Source organism: Bradyrhizobium sp. 22, assembly GCF_000482425.1.
Lineage (GTDB): Bacteria > Pseudomonadota > Alphaproteobacteria > Rhizobiales > Xanthobacteraceae > Bradyrhizobium > Bradyrhizobium japonicum_B.
Genome location: NZ_KI519399.1, coordinates 962,043 through 980,550, shown reverse-complemented (window position 1 = coordinate 980,550; position 18,508 = coordinate 962,043). Strand labels below are relative to the sequence as shown.

Annotated in this window: 17 protein-coding genes; 8 read left to right on the top strand and 9 right to left on the bottom strand. The window is 65.8% G+C overall.

The genetic code is table 11. The annotated features are described in order from the left end of the window. Nucleotides 1-200: 200 nt before the first annotated feature. Nucleotides 201-2,276, bottom strand: a complete 2,076-nt coding sequence (locus tag K410_RS0105885) for a methyl-accepting chemotaxis protein (protein WP_028133982.1) — start codon at nucleotides 2,274-2,276, stop codon at nucleotides 201-203. 239 nt (nucleotides 2,277-2,515) lie between these two features. Between K410_RS0105885 and K410_RS0105880 the strand changes: the two genes are divergently transcribed. Further along, nucleotides 2,516-3,811 (top strand): hemolysin family protein, encoded by a 1,296-nt coding sequence (locus tag K410_RS0105880; RefSeq protein WP_028133981.1) that lies wholly within the window; start codon nucleotides 2,516-2,518, stop codon nucleotides 3,809-3,811. Between the two features lie 63 nt (nucleotides 3,812-3,874). On the opposite strand, the gene K410_RS0105875 is transcribed toward K410_RS0105880, so the two are convergent. From K410_RS0105875 to K410_RS0105865, 3 genes are all read right to left on the bottom strand, one after another. Then, nucleotides 3,875-4,114, bottom strand: a complete 240-nt coding sequence (locus K410_RS0105875) for a PilZ domain-containing protein (RefSeq protein WP_028133980.1) — start codon at nucleotides 4,112-4,114, stop codon at nucleotides 3,875-3,877. 94 nt (nucleotides 4,115-4,208) lie between these two features. Further along, a complete protein-coding gene (locus K410_RS0105870) occupies nucleotides 4,209-5,897 on the bottom strand; it encodes an FMN-binding glutamate synthase family protein (RefSeq protein ID WP_028133979.1) in 1,689 nt (562 codons plus the stop codon). Between the two features lie 329 nt (nucleotides 5,898-6,226). Beyond that, nucleotides 6,227-7,000 (bottom strand): ferredoxin--NADP reductase, encoded by a 774-nt coding sequence (locus K410_RS0105865; protein ID WP_028133978.1) that lies wholly within the window; start codon nucleotides 6,998-7,000, stop codon nucleotides 6,227-6,229. Between K410_RS0105865 and K410_RS39270 the strand changes: the two genes are divergently transcribed. Together K410_RS39270 and K410_RS0105860 are read left to right on the top strand one after the other, a co-directional pair. After that, entirely contained in the window at nucleotides 6,999-7,151 is a 153-nt protein-coding gene (locus K410_RS39270; RefSeq protein ID WP_155253247.1) for a hypothetical protein, read from the top strand. The genes K410_RS0105865 and K410_RS39270 overlap by 2 nt on opposite strands. A gap of 234 nt (nucleotides 7,152-7,385) precedes the next feature. After that, nucleotides 7,386-8,189, top strand: a complete 804-nt coding sequence (locus tag K410_RS0105860; RefSeq protein WP_028133977.1) for an ATP-grasp domain-containing protein — start codon at nucleotides 7,386-7,388, stop codon at nucleotides 8,187-8,189. Between the two features lie 371 nt (nucleotides 8,190-8,560). Here K410_RS0105860 and K410_RS0105850 read toward each other — a convergent pair whose 3' ends face one another. Continuing rightward, on the bottom strand, nucleotides 8,561-8,761 hold the full coding sequence (locus K410_RS0105850) for a hypothetical protein (RefSeq protein ID WP_028133976.1): 201 nt from the start codon (nucleotides 8,759-8,761) through the stop codon (nucleotides 8,561-8,563). Between the two features lie 434 nt (nucleotides 8,762-9,195). Here K410_RS0105850 and K410_RS0105845 point away from each other — a divergent pair, with 434 nt between their 5' ends. The 4 genes from K410_RS0105845 to K410_RS0105830 all read left to right on the top strand — a co-directional run bounded on the left by K410_RS0105845 (nucleotide 9,196) and on the right by K410_RS0105830 (nucleotide 14,177). Beyond that, nucleotides 9,196-10,197 carry an NADP-dependent oxidoreductase gene (locus tag K410_RS0105845; RefSeq protein WP_028133975.1) on the top strand — a complete coding sequence of 334 codons (1,002 nt, stop codon included), beginning with the start codon at nucleotides 9,196-9,198 and terminating at the stop codon, nucleotides 10,195-10,197. 154 nt (nucleotides 10,198-10,351) lie between these two features. Continuing rightward, nucleotides 10,352-11,218 carry a cysteine rich repeat-containing protein gene (locus K410_RS0105840; RefSeq protein ID WP_028133974.1) on the top strand — a complete coding sequence of 289 codons (867 nt, stop codon included), beginning with the start codon at nucleotides 10,352-10,354 and terminating at the stop codon, nucleotides 11,216-11,218. Between the two features lie 197 nt (nucleotides 11,219-11,415). Next, complete coding sequence (locus tag K410_RS0105835) at nucleotides 11,416-12,567, top strand: FAD-dependent monooxygenase (RefSeq protein ID WP_028133973.1); 1,152 nt, start codon at nucleotides 11,416-11,418, stop codon at nucleotides 12,565-12,567. Next, nucleotides 12,564-14,177, top strand: a complete 1,614-nt coding sequence (locus K410_RS0105830) for a benzoate-CoA ligase family protein (RefSeq protein WP_028133972.1) — start codon at nucleotides 12,564-12,566, stop codon at nucleotides 14,175-14,177. The genes K410_RS0105835 and K410_RS0105830 overlap by 4 nt, the downstream gene beginning before the upstream one ends. A 198-nt stretch (nucleotides 14,178-14,375) precedes the next feature. Here K410_RS0105830 and K410_RS0105825 read toward each other — a convergent pair whose 3' ends face one another. Then, nucleotides 14,376-14,888: a MarR family winged helix-turn-helix transcriptional regulator gene (locus tag K410_RS0105825; protein ID WP_028133971.1), complete on the bottom strand. Its 513-nt coding sequence runs from the start codon at nucleotides 14,886-14,888 to the stop codon at nucleotides 14,376-14,378. Beyond that, entirely contained in the window at nucleotides 14,878-15,510 is a 633-nt protein-coding gene (maiA, locus tag K410_RS0105820) for a maleylacetoacetate isomerase (RefSeq protein ID WP_028133970.1), read from the bottom strand. The genes K410_RS0105825 and maiA overlap by 11 nt, the downstream gene beginning before the upstream one ends. Before the next feature lie 175 nt (nucleotides 15,511-15,685). Here maiA and gtdA point away from each other — a divergent pair, with 175 nt between their 5' ends. Further along, the gene (gene gtdA, locus K410_RS0105815) at nucleotides 15,686-16,726 is read left to right on the top strand and encodes a gentisate 1,2-dioxygenase (RefSeq protein ID WP_028133969.1); all 1,041 of its coding nucleotides are present in this window, start codon (nucleotides 15,686-15,688) and stop codon (nucleotides 16,724-16,726) included. Between the two features lie 152 nt (nucleotides 16,727-16,878). On the opposite strand, the gene K410_RS0105810 is transcribed toward gtdA, so the two are convergent. Further along, complete coding sequence (locus K410_RS0105810; protein WP_028133968.1) at nucleotides 16,879-17,697, bottom strand: ABC transporter permease; 819 nt, start codon at nucleotides 17,695-17,697, stop codon at nucleotides 16,879-16,881. Next, nucleotides 17,690-18,463 (bottom strand): ABC transporter ATP-binding protein, encoded by a 774-nt coding sequence (locus K410_RS0105805; RefSeq protein ID WP_028133967.1) that lies wholly within the window; start codon nucleotides 18,461-18,463, stop codon nucleotides 17,690-17,692. The genes K410_RS0105810 and K410_RS0105805 overlap by 8 nt, the downstream gene beginning before the upstream one ends. Nucleotides 18,464-18,508: the final 45 nt, after the last annotated feature.

Here is an 18,508-nt window from a genome sequence, read left to right as displayed (position 1 = left end):
CTGCGCGCGCCTCGTCCTTCGAGACGACCGCTTCGCGGTCTCCTCAGGATGAGGCTAAGCAACGTCGGCGCATCTGGAAATAGCTGCCGCACAGTCCGTCCTCATCCTGAGGAGCCCGCCATAGGCGGGCGTCTCGAAGGATGGGCCGCGGGCACGTAGCTCTTCAATGCGATTGCATCACACAAGCAGCGAGAGACGTCCTACGCCGCGCGGATTGCGTCGAGGAACTTGCCGACCTCGACCTTGAGACGGCTGCTCTCGCCGGACAGCGATCTTGCCGACGTCAGCACGTTGGCCGATGCCGAGCCGGTCTGGCTCGCGCCGCGCTGCACGTCGACGATGCTGGCGGAGACCTGCTGGGTGCCGCGCGCGGCCTGCTGTACGTTGCGGGAAATCTCCCGCGTCGCCGCGCCCTGCTCCTCGACCGCCGAGGCGATCGCGGAGGCGATCTCCGACATGCGGGTGATGGTATCGCCGATCGCCTTGATGGCGCCGACGGACTCCTCCGTCGCGGTCTGGATTCCCGAGATCTGCTGGCTGATCTCGCCGGTCGCCTTGGCGGTCTGCTCGGCGAGCGCCTTGACCTCGGAGGCGACGACGGCGAAGCCACGCCCGGCCTCGCCGGCGCGGGCCGCCTCGATGGTGGCGTTGAGGGCGAGAAGATTGGTCTGGCCCGCGATCTGGCTGATCAGCTCGACGACATCTCCGATCCGCCCTGCAGCCTTGGCGAGCTCGCCGACATGGTCGTTGGTCCGACCCGCCTGCTGCACCGCCTCGCCGGCGATGCGCGCGGAATCCTGCACCTGGCGGCTGATCTCGTCGACCGACGAGGCCATCTCCTCGGCCGCCGCGGCAACGGTCTGCACGTTGGTGGAGGCCTGCTCGGAGGCGGCCGCGACGGTTGCGGTGACCTTCTCCGATTGATCGGCCGTGCTCGTCAGCGTGCCCGCGGATGCTTCCAGCTCGGACGAGGCCGACGACACCGTGTTGATCACATCGCCGATCATGGCTTCGAACTCGCGCGCGATCTGATCCATGCGCTGGCTGCGCCGCAGCTTGGCCTCGGCCTCGGCCGCAGCGGCCTCGTCGGCGGCCTTCTTGGCGAGCAGCGAATCCTTGAAGTGCTGCAGCGAGCCCGCCACCCGGCCGATCTCGTCGTCGCGACCGGTCGTGGGGATCTCGACATCGTGCCGGCCGGCGGCGAGCGTTCCGATCACGTCCGCGATCCGGCCGAGCGGGGTCACCACGCGCCTGCGCAGCATCAGGGTGACGCCACCGAGCGTTCCGAGCAGGGCCAGCACGGCGACGCCGGCCAGTGCGAGCATCGCGAGGGCGCCGTTCCGCGCAGCCGTGGCGCGCTCGGCCGCTTCGGCCAGCGCGGCGTCGCGCACGCCGTAGAACATCTGGATGGCGGGGACGATGACCTTCGCCAGCTCGTCGGCGTTGACGCCATACTTGCCGTCGCCGCGGGCCGCGGGCATCTCCTGATCCACGACCGGGCCTGCTTTTCCGAAATAGGACTCCGTCGCCGCCTTCAGCGCGGCGGCGATCCGGGGCGGATTGCCGAGCTGCTGCATGCCGGCCTCGATGCGCTCGCGATCGGCTTCGACGCGTCCCTGCATGCGGTCCATCAACGAGAGTTCGGCCGCAACCAGCGGGCGGCGTGCCGACAACGCCGGCGACAAGGTGGCAGCGCGGCTGCCGGCCGAGACACGCAGATCCTGCGCGGTTCGCGCCAGGCTGAGGAGCGCTGCCAGCGAGGAATCGACGTTGACGACCTGGCCTTCGAGCTGGTTCATGATCGGCTCGATATTGCTGATGACCTCGGCAACGGCGGGAAGGAAGCCCTTGACCACAGCGCTGTCGCGCGCCGCCAGGGGGACACTCATCGCGCGATCTGCCGCCGTGTAGACGTCCTTGAGCCGTCGGGCGGCGCGATCGAGGGCGTCGATCATCGCTGCGCTGTCGTCGAGCACCATGATGGCGCGCCTTGCCGCCTCGAATCCGGCATCGGCCGCCTTGGCGGCCTTCCCGGTAACTTCGATCTGGGCCGGTGTCGCAGCGCCTTCCTGGAAGATCGGGGAGATGTAGGGCGCACGAAGTCCGGCGACGTGCTGACTGACGGTCAACATCGCACCAAAGGCGTCGACCGTCTTGATCGCGTCGGAGCGGTTCGTGAAGATGCGCGTCTGGGGTATCAGCACCTCGGCGCCGAGGACGACCGCAAAGACCGTCACCGTCAACATCGACAGCGCAAAAAGTTTCCCGATTCGCATCTTGGGGTCTCCCGAATACATTTCTGCTATGTCGAAAACTTAGCTGCCGGCCATGAAGGGGTCGTTAAGCATCGCTCCGTAGTTCCGCGGAGTGCCGGCGGTCGCGGATGCCCGGGATTTCGTCGCCTATGGGTTCCATCGGGCGGCGGGTGCGAAGATTGACGGCATTTCCGCGCTGAATACCTATATCGAGACAGGGTGCCGTTCATGCGGCCACACTCCCTTACCTCGGAACCTCAATGCTCTCCGTCGAACTCGTCATCGTCGTCGTCCTGATCGTCATCAACGGCTTGCTCTCCATGTCCGAGCTGGCCGTGGTCTCGTCGCGTCCGGCGCGGCTGTCGCTGCTGGCGGCCAAGGGCGTGCGCGGCGCCGAGCGGGCGCTGGCGCTGGCGGCCGATCCCGGCAAATTCCTCTCGACGGTGCAGATCGGCATCACGCTGGTCGGCGTGCTCTCCGGCGCGTTCTCAGGCGCGACGCTCGGACAGCGGCTGACGCAATGGCTGCTCGAGCTCGGCCTCTCCCGCGGCGTTGCCGACATCGTCGGCGTCGGCCTCGTCGTCACCCTCATCACCTACGCCACCCTGATCGTCGGCGAGCTGGTGCCGAAGCAGGTGGCGCTGCGCGATCCCGAAAGCATCGCGGTCCGCGTCGCGCCCGCGATGCATGTGCTGGCGAAGATATCGCTGCCGCTCGTCTTCCTGCTCGACGTCTCCGGAAAGCTGATCCTCACGCTGCTCGGCCGCGGCGGCAGAACCGTGGAAAAGGTCTCGGAGGACGAGATCCATCACCTCGTCCGCGAGGCCGAGAGCGCGGGCGTGCTCGAGCCGGGCGAGAAGGAGATGATCGCCGGCGTGATGCGGCTCGGCGATCGCCCTGTCGGCGCAGTCATGACGCCGCGCACGGAGGTCGACGAGATCGACCTGAACGCCCCACCTGAGGAGATTCGCGAGATCATCGCCAACAGCCCGCACTCGCGCTTTCCCGTCTCCGACGGCGACCGCGACAAGCCGATCGGCGTGCTCCAGGCCAAGGACTTGCTGGTCGCCTATATGAACGAGCGCAACCCCGATCTGCGCGCACTGGTGCGCGAGGCGCCCGGCATCCCGGCGTCGGCGGACGCGCGCGACGTGCTGACCATTCTGAGGACCGCTCCGGTTCATGTCGGTTTCGTCTACGACGAATACGGTGGCTTCGAGGGCATGGTGACGGCCACCGACATCCTCGAATCAATCGTCGGCGCCTTCCATTCCGAAGCGGGACCGCCGGAGCCGGCCTATGTCAGGCGCGCGGACGATTCGCTCCTGATCTCCGGCTGGATGCCGGTCGACGAATTCGGCGATCTGCTCGGCGTCGAACTGCCGCCGCACCGCTACAACACGGTGGCGGGCCTGGTGCTGCAACAATTCAGCGCGCTACCCGATGCCGGCGACGCCTTCGACTTCGGCGGTTGGCATATCGAGGTGGTCGATCTCGACGGGCGGAGGATCGACAAGATCCTGGCGAGCCGGTTGAGTGAAGTCGAGACGGGGTGAACTGAGCGATAGCGCGAGTGCGCGCCGATTTGGCCCCCGCGCGACCTTACCTGAACTCACCCCTCACCCGAATCTCACGCCGATCCGCTTCTCCTTGCGCCAGACCACCGTGCAAGCGAGATGCTTTGCGTCGACCGGAACGAACAGAGTGAAATGCTCGGGAATGCCGAGGGGGCTGGTGACGTCGAGCGCGGCGCCGGTGTCGGACAGGTTGCGCACGGTGCAATCGATCGCGCCGCCGCCGAACTCAATCGTTCCGGCCTTCAGCACGCGATGCCTTGCCTTGTCGCGCCGTTCGTCCATGGGTCCAACTTACACCCAAAGTTGAACCAACCGTTAAAGGCCCGCTCGACTCCCGCCGCGTCTTGCGCACGCCGGTATCGCGGTGGGGCAACTGCTACAGCGCTGGCTGGAACGTGTCCGCCCGCGCCATCCGCCAGGCGTCGCTGAAGCGCGGGTCCGCGGTGCCTTCGAGCAGCTCGCCCGGGCGCAGCTCCGGATAGAGCTGGGCGAAGGATCGCACCTGGGTCGTCGAGGTCCGCTGGCTGAAATGGATCGGGCGCAGCTGTTGCGGATGCTCGAGACCGGCGGCGGCGATCAGCTCGGTGAGCGAATGCAGCGTCGCGTGGTGATAATTATGCACGCGGTCGATCTTGAGCGGCACGTAGAGCGCACGTGCGCGCGTCGGGTCCTGCGTCGCCACCCCGGTCGGACAGCGGTCGGTGTGGCAGCTCAGCGACTGGATGCAGCCGAGCGAGAACATGAATCCGCGCGCGGAGTTGCAATAGTCGGCGCCGATCGCCATGGCGCGCGCCATGTCGAAGGCGGTGGCGATCTTGCCGGAGGCGCCGATCCTGATGCGGTCGCGCGCATTGATGCCGATCAACGCGTTGTGGACGAAACTGACGCCCTCGCGCATCGGCATGCCCAGATGATCCATGAACTCCAGCGGCGCCGCACCGGTGCCGCCTTCATTGCCGTCAACGACGATGAAGTCCGGATAGATGCCGGTCTCGAGCATCGCCTTGCAGATCGCCAGGAACTCCCAGGGATGGCCGATGCACAGCTTGAAGCCGGTCGGCTTGCCGCCCGAGAGGCGGCGCATCTCGGCGATGAACTGCATCATGCCGGTTGGGGTGGAGAACGCGCGGTGCGAGGCCGGGGAGATGCAGTCCTCGCCCATCGCGACGCCGCGGATCTTGGAGATCTCCTCCGAGACCTTTGCCGCCGGCAGCACGCCGCCGTGGCCGGGCTTGGCTCCCTGGCTGACCTTGAGCTCGACCATCTTGATCTGGTCGTCACCGGCGACGCGCGCGAACGCCTCGGGATCGAAGGTGCCGTCGAGATGACGGCAGCCGAAATAGCCGGAGCCGATCTCCCAGATGATGTCGCCGCCCATCTCGCGGTGATAGGGGCTGACGCCGCCCTCCCCGGTGTCGTGCGCGAAGCCGCCCTTCTTGGCGCCGGCATTGAGCGCCCGCACCGCGTTGGGGCTGAGCGCGCCAAAGCTCATCGCGGAGATGTTGAACACCGAGGCCGAATAGGGCTTCCTGCAATCGGGACCGCCGATGGTGATGCGGAATTTCTCCTGGGCATGAGTCTTCGGTGACACCGAGTGGTGCATCCATTCATAGCCCTCGCGGTAGACGTCCTCCTGGGTGCCGAACGGACGCTTGTCGAGCTCCATCTTGGCGCGCTGATAGACCACCGCGCGGGTGTCGCGCGAGAACGGCATGCCGTCCTTCTCGCTCTCGAAGAAATATTGCCGCATCTCGGGCCGGATCTCTTCGAGCAGGAAGCGGATATGCGCGGAGATCGGATAATTGCGCAGCACCGCGTGGCTCTTCTGCAGGAGATCGCGCACGCCGAGCAGCGTCAGCGCGCCGAAGATCAGGATCGGCACCAGCATGATGTCGAAGATCTTGCGGTCGGCGAGGCCGATACCGATCAGGAGCGCGGTGACGACCGCGCAGATCGTCAGCACGATGAAGCGGGGCGAGAACGGCAGCAGCAGGGTCTCCATGATCCCCTCTTCCGCCAGCGGCAGGCGCTTGGGGGCTTGCTGCGTCTTGTTGTCCTCGGCCACGATCCGATCCTCTCGCCAGAAGGCGCCACAATACGCCTCCACCGGTCATACGGATATGACGCGGCCCTTGTTTCAGGCTAGCGAATTCGGCCGAGACAAATCAATCAGCCTGACGGCGGGTTTTGCGGTGCAGCAGAGGGGATAAATTGATGAGGGGCGGGCAACGGCCGCAAATGAGCCGTGTCCCGGGCAAGCGCAGACCCGGGATCCAGACTGCAACAGCACACGATGGGTGAGATGGGCCCCGGCTCTGCAGCGCATCGCACCGGACGATGCTTTGCATCGCCGGGGGCGCAGCACTGCGTCCGGGGCACGAGAGCGTGACGAGCTTACCGCTCGACGAACGCCTTCTCGATCACGAAATGGCCGGGCTTGTTGCCGCTGCCTTCGATGAAGTCGCGGCTCTCGAACATCACCTTCAGCTCTTCCAGCATCGCCGGGCTGCCGCACATCATGATGCGGTCGGTTGCGATGTCGAGCGGCGATTGCCCGATGTCGTTGAAGATCTGCTCGGAGCTGATGAGGTCGGTGATGCGGCCGCGGTTCTTGAACGGCTCGCGGGTTACGGTCGGATAGTAGACGAGCTTGTCCGCGAGCAGCTCGCCGAAGAGTTCATCCTCGCGCAAGGTGGCCACGAGCTTCTCACCATAGGCGAGCTCGGAGACCTGGCGGCAGCCGTGCACCAGCACGATGGACTCGAACTGCTCGTAGACCTCGGGGTCCTTGATCAGGCTCGCGAACGGCGCGAGGCCGGTGCCGGTCGAAAGCAGCATCAGCCGCTTGCCGGGTAGAAGGTTGTCGGTGATCAGCGTGCCGGTCGCCTTGCGGCCGACCAGGATGGTGTCGCCTTCCTTGATCTTCTGCAGGCGCGAGGTCAGCGGGCCATCCTGCACCTTGATCGAGAAGAACTCGAGCTCTTCCTCGTGATTGGCGCTTGCCATGCTGTAGGCGCGCAGCAGCGGACGGCCGTCGACTTCGAGGCCGATCATGGCGAACTGGCCGTTCTGGAAGCGGAAGCCGGTGTCGCGCGTGGCGCGGAAGCTGAACAGCGTGTCGGTCCAGTGCTGAACGGAAAGAACCTTCTCTCGGTAAAACGCGCTCATGATTTTCGATATTCCGAATAATTGCGGTTTTCGGGCAACAGCATTGCCCGGCCCTGAAAACAGGGCGGACACCATTGCCATGGCGGAGGATTTCGCGTGTGTGATCTACGCCATTGAGACCAATAATCAACCTCGTTTCGGCTGCAATTGATGCCGATCAAACCGGCATTTGCAGCGGAATTGGACGCATCATTAATGAATTTGCTGCCTCGCCTGCAGGACGGGCAATTTCTTTTCCCTCCGGGGCTCTATTGCAGCACTTAATTTCCGTAGCGCTCGCGAGAATTTCATTAAGAATAGCTCTGATTTTCCGCGCGATTGACGCCGTTGCCCGCATTTTTGCGGCTTTCGGCGACGGGGAACGACAAGAGACATGACAGGCGATTTGGCAGGCGGCGAGCGAATCTTCGTGCAGGCGATCCGGCGCTATTGCGCGGATCACGGCATCGCCGTCGATGTCCGCGCTGACGGCTGGCTGATCGCAATGCGCTGGGGCGAAAAGCGCCGCTTCGCCTTCGGCTACGACATCGGCCTCAACAGCGCGATCGCGCACCGTCTCGCCAGCGACAAATCGGCCACTGCCGAGGTGCTGAGGCTGGAGCGCGTGCCCTGCATTCCGCACCAGCTCTTCCTCAATCCGAAGCTGGGCAGCAACGTGGTTGGCGCCGGCTGGCGGGAGGCCATGCTCGAGCTGCTTGGCGACAATCCGCAAGGGTTGGTGGTGAAGCCGAACGAGGGAACATCGGGCCGCTCGGTGTTCAAGGTGGCGACCGAGGCAGAACTCGACCGCGCGGCCAGCGAGGTCTTCTCGATGAGCGCGGGGCTCGTGATCTCGCCCTATGTCGCGATCGAGGACGAGGTGCGTGTGGTGCTGCTGGATGACGTGCCGCGCGTCGTCTACAGCAAGCGGCGCGGCACGGATTGGCGACACAATCTCGATGCCGGCGCAAGGCCGGTGCTGCTGGAGGATGGCGATGTCCGCACGGCCTGCGTCAAGCTCGCGGTCGACGCTGCGCGCGCCATCGGCATTGTCTTTGCGTCGATCGACGTGGTTCGCGTCGACGGTGCATGGCGCGTGCTCGAGATCAATTCCGGCGTGATGATGGAGGCCCTGGCGAAGCTGCATCCGGAACTGGTGCAAGCGACGTACGACGCGGCGCTGGACCGGGTGTTCGAGCCAGAGCACTGAGCCGCCAGCGCTGGCCGCCGATATCCTGCGACAGCCAATCGGCAAAATGGAACGAGGCCCGGAGTACCGAGCCTCGTTACCCCGGCAACTGCATCGAGTTTCAGAGAGAGCCGCCAAGCTCTAAGACATTATCGCACGTCCTGCTCGTGTCGGTTGCGCCAGCGCAAACAACAAAGAGATACGGCGGCGCGCACGCTGCGATTCTCGCAAGACCGCAGCGGCCGCCGACAGGCTCCCGGCGCGCTAGATCAGGCAGGCGAGATAGACCACCGCCCCGCCGAGGGCGACTGCGACGGACCAAAACGCCGGGTCAAACGGCTCGGTGGCAACGCCGCTCTCGATTCTGCTCACGCGCATCGCGGATCTCCGGGTCAGGGAGCGGCAACGATGGACAAACCACTCAGAACCACCGGCTTGCCAGGCTTGAATACGGCGGTTCTCTCGACCGATACGGTTCTCGCGCCGGCGTGGAGGGAAACGGCAAGACCGGCGACGGCCGTAGCAACCAGCAGCGCGACGATGACGATCCTCGCGTGAGTGGCGCGGTCGGCGCTATAAATCGAATGATTCATTGGGCTCTCCGAACTCTGTTCCGCAAGGCATTGTTAAACGGAACCGCCGGGCCGCGCGATTGCGCGGCTTATCTTAGGGCGAGTCCCCTAAGTAGTCTGCCGGAGAGAATTCAACCTCCGAAGCTGTGCAAATCAACGTCGCGTCGTCCGCTTCGCAACTAGAAATCCGCAGCTCTATCTTTCGAACTGCGACATGAACGAAGCCGCTTGCCCGGCGGACGAGTGTCGCGGAAACGCGAATTTAGATCCGCGCGTTGTGGCGCGCCCGGCCGCCGGAGAGCAGGATGTCGGTGTCCAGCCGTTGGCAGGATGTTCCCGTTGTGAAAGCGAACGCGGCGCTCTAGCCTTCGTGCGGCGCGCAACACATGCGGCTAGCACGTCTCGTTTGCGGCGGCTGCATCAATAATCGTCAAGACATCAATGAGGGAAACGCCATGAGCGGCAACGCCAATCGCCAGATCCTGCTGGTCGAAAAACCCGGCGGCAAGCTCGGCCTCGAGCATTTCAGGATGATCGACGGCGCAATGCCGGAACCGAAAGACGGCGAAGCCCTGCTGCGCGTGCGATACATTTCACTCGATGCCGCCAACCGCGCCTGGATGCACGGCGCGACCTATCGCTCCGCGGTCGAGGCCAACAGCGTGATGGCCGGCGGCGCCATTGCCGAGGTCGTCAGCTCGAAGGCGCCCGAGCTTGCGCCCGGCGACATCGTGTTCGGCGACACCGGCTGGCAGGAATATGCCGCGGTGCCGGCGAAGCATCTCACCAAGATGCCGAAGCTCGAGCCGATGACGCATCTGCTCAGCGTGTTCGGCATCGCCGGCCTCACCGCCTATTTCGGCCTGCTCGAGATCGGCAAGCCCAAGGAGGGGGAGACCGTGGTGGTCTCGGCGGCGGCGGGCTCGGTCGGCTCGATCGTCGGGCAGATCGCCAAGATCAGGGGATGCCGCGTCATCGGCATCGCCGGCGGCGCTGAGAAGTGTAATTGGCTGACCTCCGAGCTCGGCTTCGATGCCGCCGTCGATTACAAGGACGGCGCATTGTTCAAGGCGCTGCGCGCCGCCGCGCCGAAGGGCATCGACGTCTATTTCGACAATGTCGGCGGCGACATTCTCGAAGCCTGCCTGCCGCAGATGAACAATTACGGCCGCATCGCCTGCTGCGGCGCGATCTCGCAATATGACGGCGTGCCCGCAGCGCACGGCCCGCGCGGCGTGCCGGGACTGATCGTGGTGAAGCGGCTCGTCATGCAGGGCTTCATCGTGATGGACTACATGAAGGAGAGCCAGCGCGCGCTCGCCGATCTCCAGGCCTGGGTCAAGTCCGGCAAGCTGAAGGTGCAGGAAGACATCATCGCCGGCCTCGAGAATACGCCGAAGGCGCTGATCGGATTGCTCGCCGGCGAGAACCGCGGCAAGCGCATGGTCAGGCTCTGAACCACGCCGGCACATCGTCGCCGCGCCGGCACAATCTGCTTGCGGTGGCGGCCGAAGCGGCCAATGATGTTGCTCGGGAAGCATCACTCGCGACGACTGCGCGCGACCTTGATGAAGCGTCGAACGATATCGACAGGGGCAGGAATTCATCCGGATGGTCAACACGTTGAAACAAGGCGCAACGCGCAAGGCGTTGCTGGCGGCGGCACTGTTCGCAACTGCAACAGGCGCGTTCGCGCAGGCGCCGACCGACGCCCAGAAGAGCGCCATCCGGTCCGCATGCCGCTCGGACTTCATGGCGCATTGCTCGAGCGTGACACCCGGCGGGGTTGAGGCGGTTCAATGTCTGCAGAAGAACGTGTCGAGCCTCTCGCCGGGATGCCAGACCGCGGTTCGCGCGATCGCTCCGCCGGCGGCGCCGAAGTCCGAGGCTGCTCCCACTCCGCCGAAGACCGAAGCTGCACCCAAGGAAACGGTGAAGGAAGCGGCCCCCAAAGCCGAGCCGGCGCCGGCACCTGCCGCACCGAAGGCTGAATCCGCTCCCGCTGCGAAGCCGGCCGCAGCGCCACCGGCGCCGAAGGCCGCCGCGCCCAAGCAGCCCAGCAGCGCGCAGCTTGCTGCGATCAAGAGCTCCTGCCGCGGCGATTATCCCAAGGTCTGCGCCAGCGTGCCACCGGGCGGAACGGCCGCGCTCGAATGCCTGGAGAAGAACAAGGCCAAGGTCTCGCCAGCCTGCGAGAAGGCCGTCAGCGCTGCGACCGGCGCTGGCGCGGCCGCCCCCACCGCGCCGACGGGGGCCGCGGCAGCCGCGCCTGCCGCGGCGCCGACCGTGCTCGTGCTGCGCCCCTTGCGGCCGCGCGAACAGCTGTTCGTCGCCCAATCGGCCTGCGGCGCCGACATCCGCACCATCTGCGCCGGCGTCGAGGCCGGCGGCGGCCGCATCGTTCAGTGCCTGGCCAGCAATGCCGCGTCGCTGTCGCCGGCGTGCAGGGACGTGCTGGCGCGATTCGCGGCGCGATAGCTGGTCTCACCCGCGAATAGCCAAGCCGGCGCGGTTTCGCTATGATTCGGATCTGACGGTTCGGATGCGCGCAAAACGTGTGTCCGACGATGAGTTTCGGCGCCCGCGCTCGGCGGATAATTCCGCTGGCGCCGGACGCCGGAGCACATTAGTCTACCCCTAGATAGTAAGTATACTGTCAATTAGGGAGGCAGACGTTGCGGATCGCCGTGATTGGCGGGGGCCCCGCTGGGCTCTATTTCGCCTATCTCTGGAAGAAGCGTCACCCCGAGGATCAGGTCGACCTGTTCGAACAGAACCCGGCCGACGCGACCTGGGGCTTTGGCGTCGTGTTCTCCGACCAGGCGCTGGAATTCCTGCGCGCCGACGACCCCGAGACGGTCGATGCGATCGCGCCGCACATGGAGAGCTGGGAGAACATCACGCTGAACCTCGGCGGCGACAGCGTCGCCATCGACGGGGTCGGCTTCTCCTCGATCGGGCGGCTGGAGCTGCTGCGATTCCTGCAACAGCGCGCGCTCGACGTCGGCGTCACGCCCCGCTTCGACACGCAGATCCACGCCATCGACCAGCTCCATGGCCACGATTTGATCGTCGCCGCCGACGGCCTGAACTCGCTGGTGCGCCGCGCCTATGAGGGCGATTTCGGCACCTCGCTGTCGTACTCCTCCAACAAGTTCGTCTGGTACGGCACCTCCAAGCGCTTCGACACGTTGTCGCAGACCTTCGTGAAGACCGATCGCGGCGCCTTCAACGCTCATCATTACCGCTACTCGCCGGCCATGAGCACCTTCCTGGTCGAATGCGACCACGCGACCTGGCAGGCCTATGGCTTCGCCTACAAGGACGTCGAGCAGTCCAAGGGCGTCTGCGAGGAGGTGTTCGCCGACACGCTGGGCGGCCATTGCCTCGTGTCCAACAAATCGGTCTGGCGCAACTTCCCCTGGGTCTGGAACGAGCATTGGTCGTTCAAGAACATGGTGCTGCTCGGGGACGCCCTGCACTCGGCGCATTTCTCGATCGGCTCGGGCACGCGGCTTGCGATCGAGGACGCCATCGCGCTGGTCAAGGCGCTGGAATCGGATGCGCATCTTGCGACCGCCCTGCATCGCTACCAGGCCGCCCGCAAGCCGGTGGTGCAGAAGCTCGTCAATGCCGCGCGCACCTCGGCGTTCTGGTACGAGCACTTCGCCCAGCACATGAAGCTTCCGCTGATGGATTTCGCCTACAGCTACATCACCCGCTCCGGCCGTATCGACGATTCCCGGCTGCGTGCGATGTCGCCGGCCTTCATGGCCCGTTACGAGGCGGCCAAGGATGACGGAAACGACGGCGGAGACGAGGCATGAGCGACGAGATTCGCGACCGGGTGCCCGCCGACAGCGCAGGAGTGCGCGAGATCGGCTTTGCCGTTCCCGAGATCTACAACGCCAGCCGGGTGCTGTTCGACAACCTCGCCAAGGGCCGCGGCGACAAGCTGGCGCTGTTGGGGCCCGCGGGCACGCAGACCTATGCCGAGCTGTGCGCGGAAGCCTGCCGCTGGGGCAACGGCTTTGCTTCGCTCGGTCTGAAGCGCGGCGACCGCGTGCTGCTGTTCCTCGACGACACGCCGGCCTATCCGGCCGCGTTCTTCGGCGCGGTACGCGCCGGCTTCGTGCCGCTGCTGATCAACACGCTGACGCCGCCCGACCTGCTGCAATTCTATCTCGCCGATTCCGGAGCTGAAGTTGCGGTGGCGGACGCCGAATTCTGCGCGCGCTTCAATGCGGAGGCCTGCAAGGACACCAGGCTGCATACGCTGATCGTCGCCAACGGCGCGGTGGGCGATCACGCGGCGCCGAGAGCGGTTGCGGCGGCCGACTGGCTGGCGCAATTCCCGACCCAGCTGGCCGAAGCCTCCACGCATCGCAACGAGATGGCGTTCTGGATGTATTCTTCCGGCTCGACCGGCCGGCCCAAGGGCATCGTGCATCTCCAGCACGACATGGCCTACAGCGATCTCGCCTTCGCGCAGAACATCCTGCAGCTGACGCCGGACGACATCTGCTTCTCCGTGCCGAAGATCTTCTTCGCCTACGGCTTCGGCAATTCCGTCACCTTCCCGTTCTCGGCGGGAGCTGCGACGCTGCTGCTGCCGGGCCAGCCGAAACCCGCGGCGATCTTCGCAGCGATCGCGCAGCACAGGCCCACGGTCTTCTTCGGCCTGCCGACGCTGTATACGGCGCTGACCAAGGCCGAAGGCGCGGACAAGACCGACTTCTCGTCCCTGCGCATGGCGCTCTCCGCCGCCGAAGTGCTGTCGGCCGAGGTCTTCAACGGCTGGAAGGCGCTCACCGGCCTTGAGATCGTCGAAGGCCTCGGCTCCACCGAGGTGCTGCACATCTATCTCTCCAACCGGCCCGGGCAGAAGAAGCTCGGCGCCGCGGGCCTGCGCGTCCCCGGCTACGAGGTCGCGCTGCGCGACAAGGACGGTCGCGAGGTCGGCGACAACGAGGAAGGCATCCTGTGGGTCCGCGGCGATTCCAACACGCCGCTGTACTGGAACCGGCCGGACAAATCCGCCGAGACCATCCGCGAGGAAGGGTGGATCTACACCGGCGACCGCTTCGTCAGGGATGCCGACGGCTTCCACTTCTTCCGCGGCCGCGCCGATGATCTGATCAAGATCTCCGGCCAGTGGGTCTATCCGCTCGAGGTCGAGCTGTGCCTTGCCGACCACCCCGAGATCCGCGAATGCGCGGTGTTCGCCGCCGAGCTGCCGGATCGCCGCATGACGCTGAAGGCGGTGGTGGTGATGAACAACCGCGCTGCCAACCCGGGTGAGACGACGCGGCGGCTGCAGGATTACGTCAAGGGCAGGCTGCTTCCTTACAAATATCCGCGCGAGGTGATCTTCACCGACGAGCTGCCGAAGACCGGCACCGGGAAGATCGACCGGCAGGCGCTGTTGAGGATGTAGGGCGACGGCATCGCCACACATTCGGCGTCGTCCCCGCGAAGGCGGGGACCCATACGCCGCAGCAGTATTTCCTGTGCGAGCTGGTCATTACCTGTCCTCGCCAGTTTACTGCTGCGGAGTATGGGGTCCCGGATCTGCGCTTCGCTTGTCCGGGACGACGGCGGTGTGTGGAGCCCGACCATCGCGCCACGCATCCCCTCACCCCGTCTTGCCCAGATGCTCCAGCGCATCCTCGGCCCGCAGCGGCACGCGTGAGGCCTCGTTGTTGAGGTCGACGAGCTGCGACAGGAGTCCCATCAGCGTCTTGCGGTCCGCCGGCTTCAGCGGCTCCAGCATGCGCGCCTGGGCGCGCTCGACGGCCGGGATGATCTCGCGCAGGATCGCGGCGCCGGACTTGGTCAGATGGAGCAGCTTGATGCGCTTGTCCTCGGGCGCCGGCTTGCGCTCGACATAGTCCTTGGCCTGCAGCCGCTCGATCACGCTGCCGAGCGTGGAGCGGTCGAAGGCGATCACCGCCGACAGCCGCGTGGCGTCGATGCCGGGATGGGTGTGGATCGCGATCAGCGCCGCATATTGCACCGGGGTCAGGTCGAACGCCTTGCACTCCTCCATGAAGATCGAGACCGCGATCTGCTGCATGCGCCGGAACAGATAGCCCGGCGCGGCATAGACGGCGTCGATCGTGATCGGAGCGGGCGGCTTACTCGGCATCGGGCTGCTTCTCCGGCGCAGCTTCGGCGAACGCCGGCAGCGCCTTGGCGGCGGCTTCGGCCTCCAGCAGGCGCGGATAGGCCGAGACGTCGACGCCGAAGCGGCGCGCATTGGCGAGCTGCGGCACGAGACAGAGATCGGCCAGCGTCGGCGCATCGCCAAAACAGAACGGACCCGGCTCGTCCTTGATCAGGATCTCGCAGGCCGCCAGGCCTTCGCGGTTGACCCAGGCGGCCCAGTCCTGGACCTTGTCCTCGGGCAGGCCGAGCTCACGCAGCCGCGCCAGCACTTTCAGGTTCTGCAGCGGATGGGTGTCGCAGGCGATCGCCAGCGCAAACGCCCTCACCTTGGCGCGCTGCAGCGCATCCTTCGGCAGCAGCGGCGGATGGGGGTGCGTCTCGTCGAGCCATTCGATAATGGCGACCGATTGCGTCAGCACCGCACCGGCATCGTCCTCCAATGCCGGCACCAGGCCTTGCGGGTTGATGGCGAGATAGGCGGGCGTGCATTGCTCGCCCTTGCGCAAATGGTGCGGCAGATGCGCGGCCTTGAGGCCCTTCAGGTTCAGCGCGATCCGCACCCGGTAGGCGGCGCTGGAGCGGAAATAGCCGTGCAGCTTCATCGAGACCTCCCTCGTTCTGTCATTCCGGGGCTCGCGAAGCGAGAACCCGGAACCTCGAGATTCCGGATTCGATGCTATCGCATCGCTCCGGAATGACAGCAACAACATCTGCCAGCATTGACGCTACCTAGATCGTCAGTATACTGTCAATCAACAACCGATCGGGAGCGCCGCCATGGAAGCCGTGACCAAGACGCCGGAACGCGAGGCGTTCTACAGGAAGATCGACGGCGAAAACCTCACCGCGCTGTGGACGGTGATGAGCGATCTGATCACGCCGGAGCCGAAGAGCGCCTGCCGGCCGCATCTGTGGAAATTCGACGTCATCCGCGACTACATGATCGAAGCCGGCAAGCTGATCACCGCCCGGGAGGCCGAGCGGCGCGTGCTGGTGCTGGAGAATCCCGGCCTGCGCGGCCAGTCCAAGATCACGACCTCGCTCTATGCCGGCGTGCAGATGGTGGTGCCCGGCGACGTCGCGCCGGCGCACCGGCACAGCCAGTCGGCGCTGCGCTTCGTGCTCGAAGGCAAGGGCGCGCATACCGCCGTCGACGGCGAGCGCACCGCGATGGAGCCGGGCGACTTCATCATCACGCCGTCGATGACCTGGCACGATCATTCCAACGAGACCGACCAGCCGATGTTCTGGCTCGACGGCCTCGACATCCCCCTGGTGCAGTTCTTCGACTGCTCCTTTGCTGAAGGGGCCAAGGAGGACCAGCAGAAGATCACAAGGCCCGCCGGCGACAGCTTTGCGCGCTATGGCCACAATCTGCTGCCGGTCGACGTGAAGCGCTCATCGAAGACCTCGCCGATCTTCAGCTATCCCTATGCCTATACGCGCGAGGCGCTGGAGAAGGCCAGGACCAGCCAGGAATGGGACGCCTGCCACGGCCTGAAGCTGAAGTTCAGCAACCCCGAGACCGGCGATTTCGCGATGCCGACGATCGGCACCTTCATCCAGCTGCTGCCCAAGGGCTTCAAGACCGCGCGCTATCGCTCGACCGATGCCACCGTGTTCTGTCCGATCGAGGGCAAGGGCCGCAGCCGGATCGGCGATGCCGTGTTCGAATGGGGCCCGCGTGATCTGTTCGTGGTGCCGAGCTGGCACTGGGTGACGCATGAGACGGATGAGGACGCCGTGCTGTTCAGCTTCTCGGACCGCCCGGTGCAGCAGAAGCTGGATCTGTTCAGGGAAGATCGCGGCAACGCGTGAGGCGCCGCTCTATCCTCCGTCATGGCCGGGCTTGTCCCGGCCATCCACGTGCCGCTACGCCCGAGGAAAGACGTGGATGCCCGGGTCAAGCCCGGGCAAGACGACCTGATTTGTGGCGCTCGCCTGCGTCCTCATCATCTTTGCGTTCGCAGCTACCGCCAGTGCAACAACCTCGTTTCCAGCCAGCCGATCACCTTGCCGATCGCCAGCCCGAACACCGACAGGATGACGACGCCGGCGAGCAGCTGATCGGTCTGCATGAGATTTCCGGCCTGCAGCACGAAGGCGCCGATGCCGTATTGGGCACCGATCATCTCGGCGCTGACGACGAGCAGCAGCGCGACGGAGGCGGTGATGCGGAAGCCGGCGAGGATCGCGGGCAACGCGCCGGGCCAGATCACCTTGCGCACGATGGTGGCGAAGGGAACGTTGAAGCTCTGCGCCATGCGGATCAGGTTGCGCGGCACGGCGTCGACGCCGCTATAGACCGAGATCGCGGTCGAGAAGAATACCCCGAGCGCAATGGTCGCGATCTTCGGCTCCTCGCCGATGCCCAGCCAAAGGATGAGCAGCGGCAGCAGCGCGATCTTCGGGATCGGGAACAGCGCCGAGATGAAGGTGATGCCGACGCTGCGCGCCAGCCGCGACAAGCCGATGGCAAAGCCGACGGCAACGCCGGCGGCGGTACCGAGCAGCCAGCCGACGCCGATGCGCAGCAGCGAGGCGGACACATGCTGCCAGAGCGCCCCCGAGATCGCGAGCTGATAGATCGCGCGAACGATGGCCGCGGGCGTCGGCAGAAACAGCGCATTGACGAGCCCGGCGCTGCCAGCGGCCTGCCAGATCGCGATGACGAGGGCGAGCGCGATCCACCCGCCGTAGCGGCTGCTCGCGGGCACGAAGCCGGCGCCACGGAAACCGACGCGCCGCGTCGCTTCGTCCTTTGCAGGGAGGCCCGCCCGATCAAGCATGCTGGACCTCGCGCTCGGCGTCGATCGCCTCGTTGCGGATCAGCGACCAGATCCGGGTCTGCACCGCCAGCAGCTTCTCGCGCGCCGCGGCTTCGCCGCGCTCGGCGCGCGTCATCGGCACGGTCACGACCTCGCGGATGCGACCGGGCCTGCGCGACAGCACCACGATGCGATCGGCGAGCCGCGCCGCCTCTTCGAGATTATGCGTGACATAGACAGCGCCCATGCCGCCATCGGCCAGCAGGCGGACGAAATCCTCCATCAAGAGCTCGCGGGTCTGCGAATCCAGTGCCGACAGCGGCTCGTCCATCAGCAGGATGGCAGGTCTCACCGCCAGCGCGCGCGAAATGCCGACGCGCTGGCGCATGCCGCCGGAGAGCTGCTTCGGATAGGTCTTGCGGAAATCGGTCAGCCCTGTGCGGTGCAAGGCATCGTCGACCAGCGCGCGGCGCTGCGCCGCCGAAAGCTGGGCATGCAGCAGCGGGAATTCGACGTTCTGCTCGACCGTGGCCCAGGGCAGCAGCGCGAAATCCTGGAACACGAAGGTCAGCGGATTGAGGCTGTCCGCCGGCGGCGAGCCGCGCAATTCGGCCGCGCCCGAGGTCGGCTGCAGCAGCCCACCGAGGATCGACAGCAGCGTGCTCTTGCCGCAGCCCGAGGGCCCGACGACCGCGACCACCTCGCCGGCGCTGACGGTGAATGAGACATCGTCGAGCACGGCGAGATCGCCGAAGCGGTGGGAGATGTGGCTGGCGATCAGGTCCATACGGTCTCGTCTATCCTGTTCTCCGTCGTTCCGGGATGGTCCGAA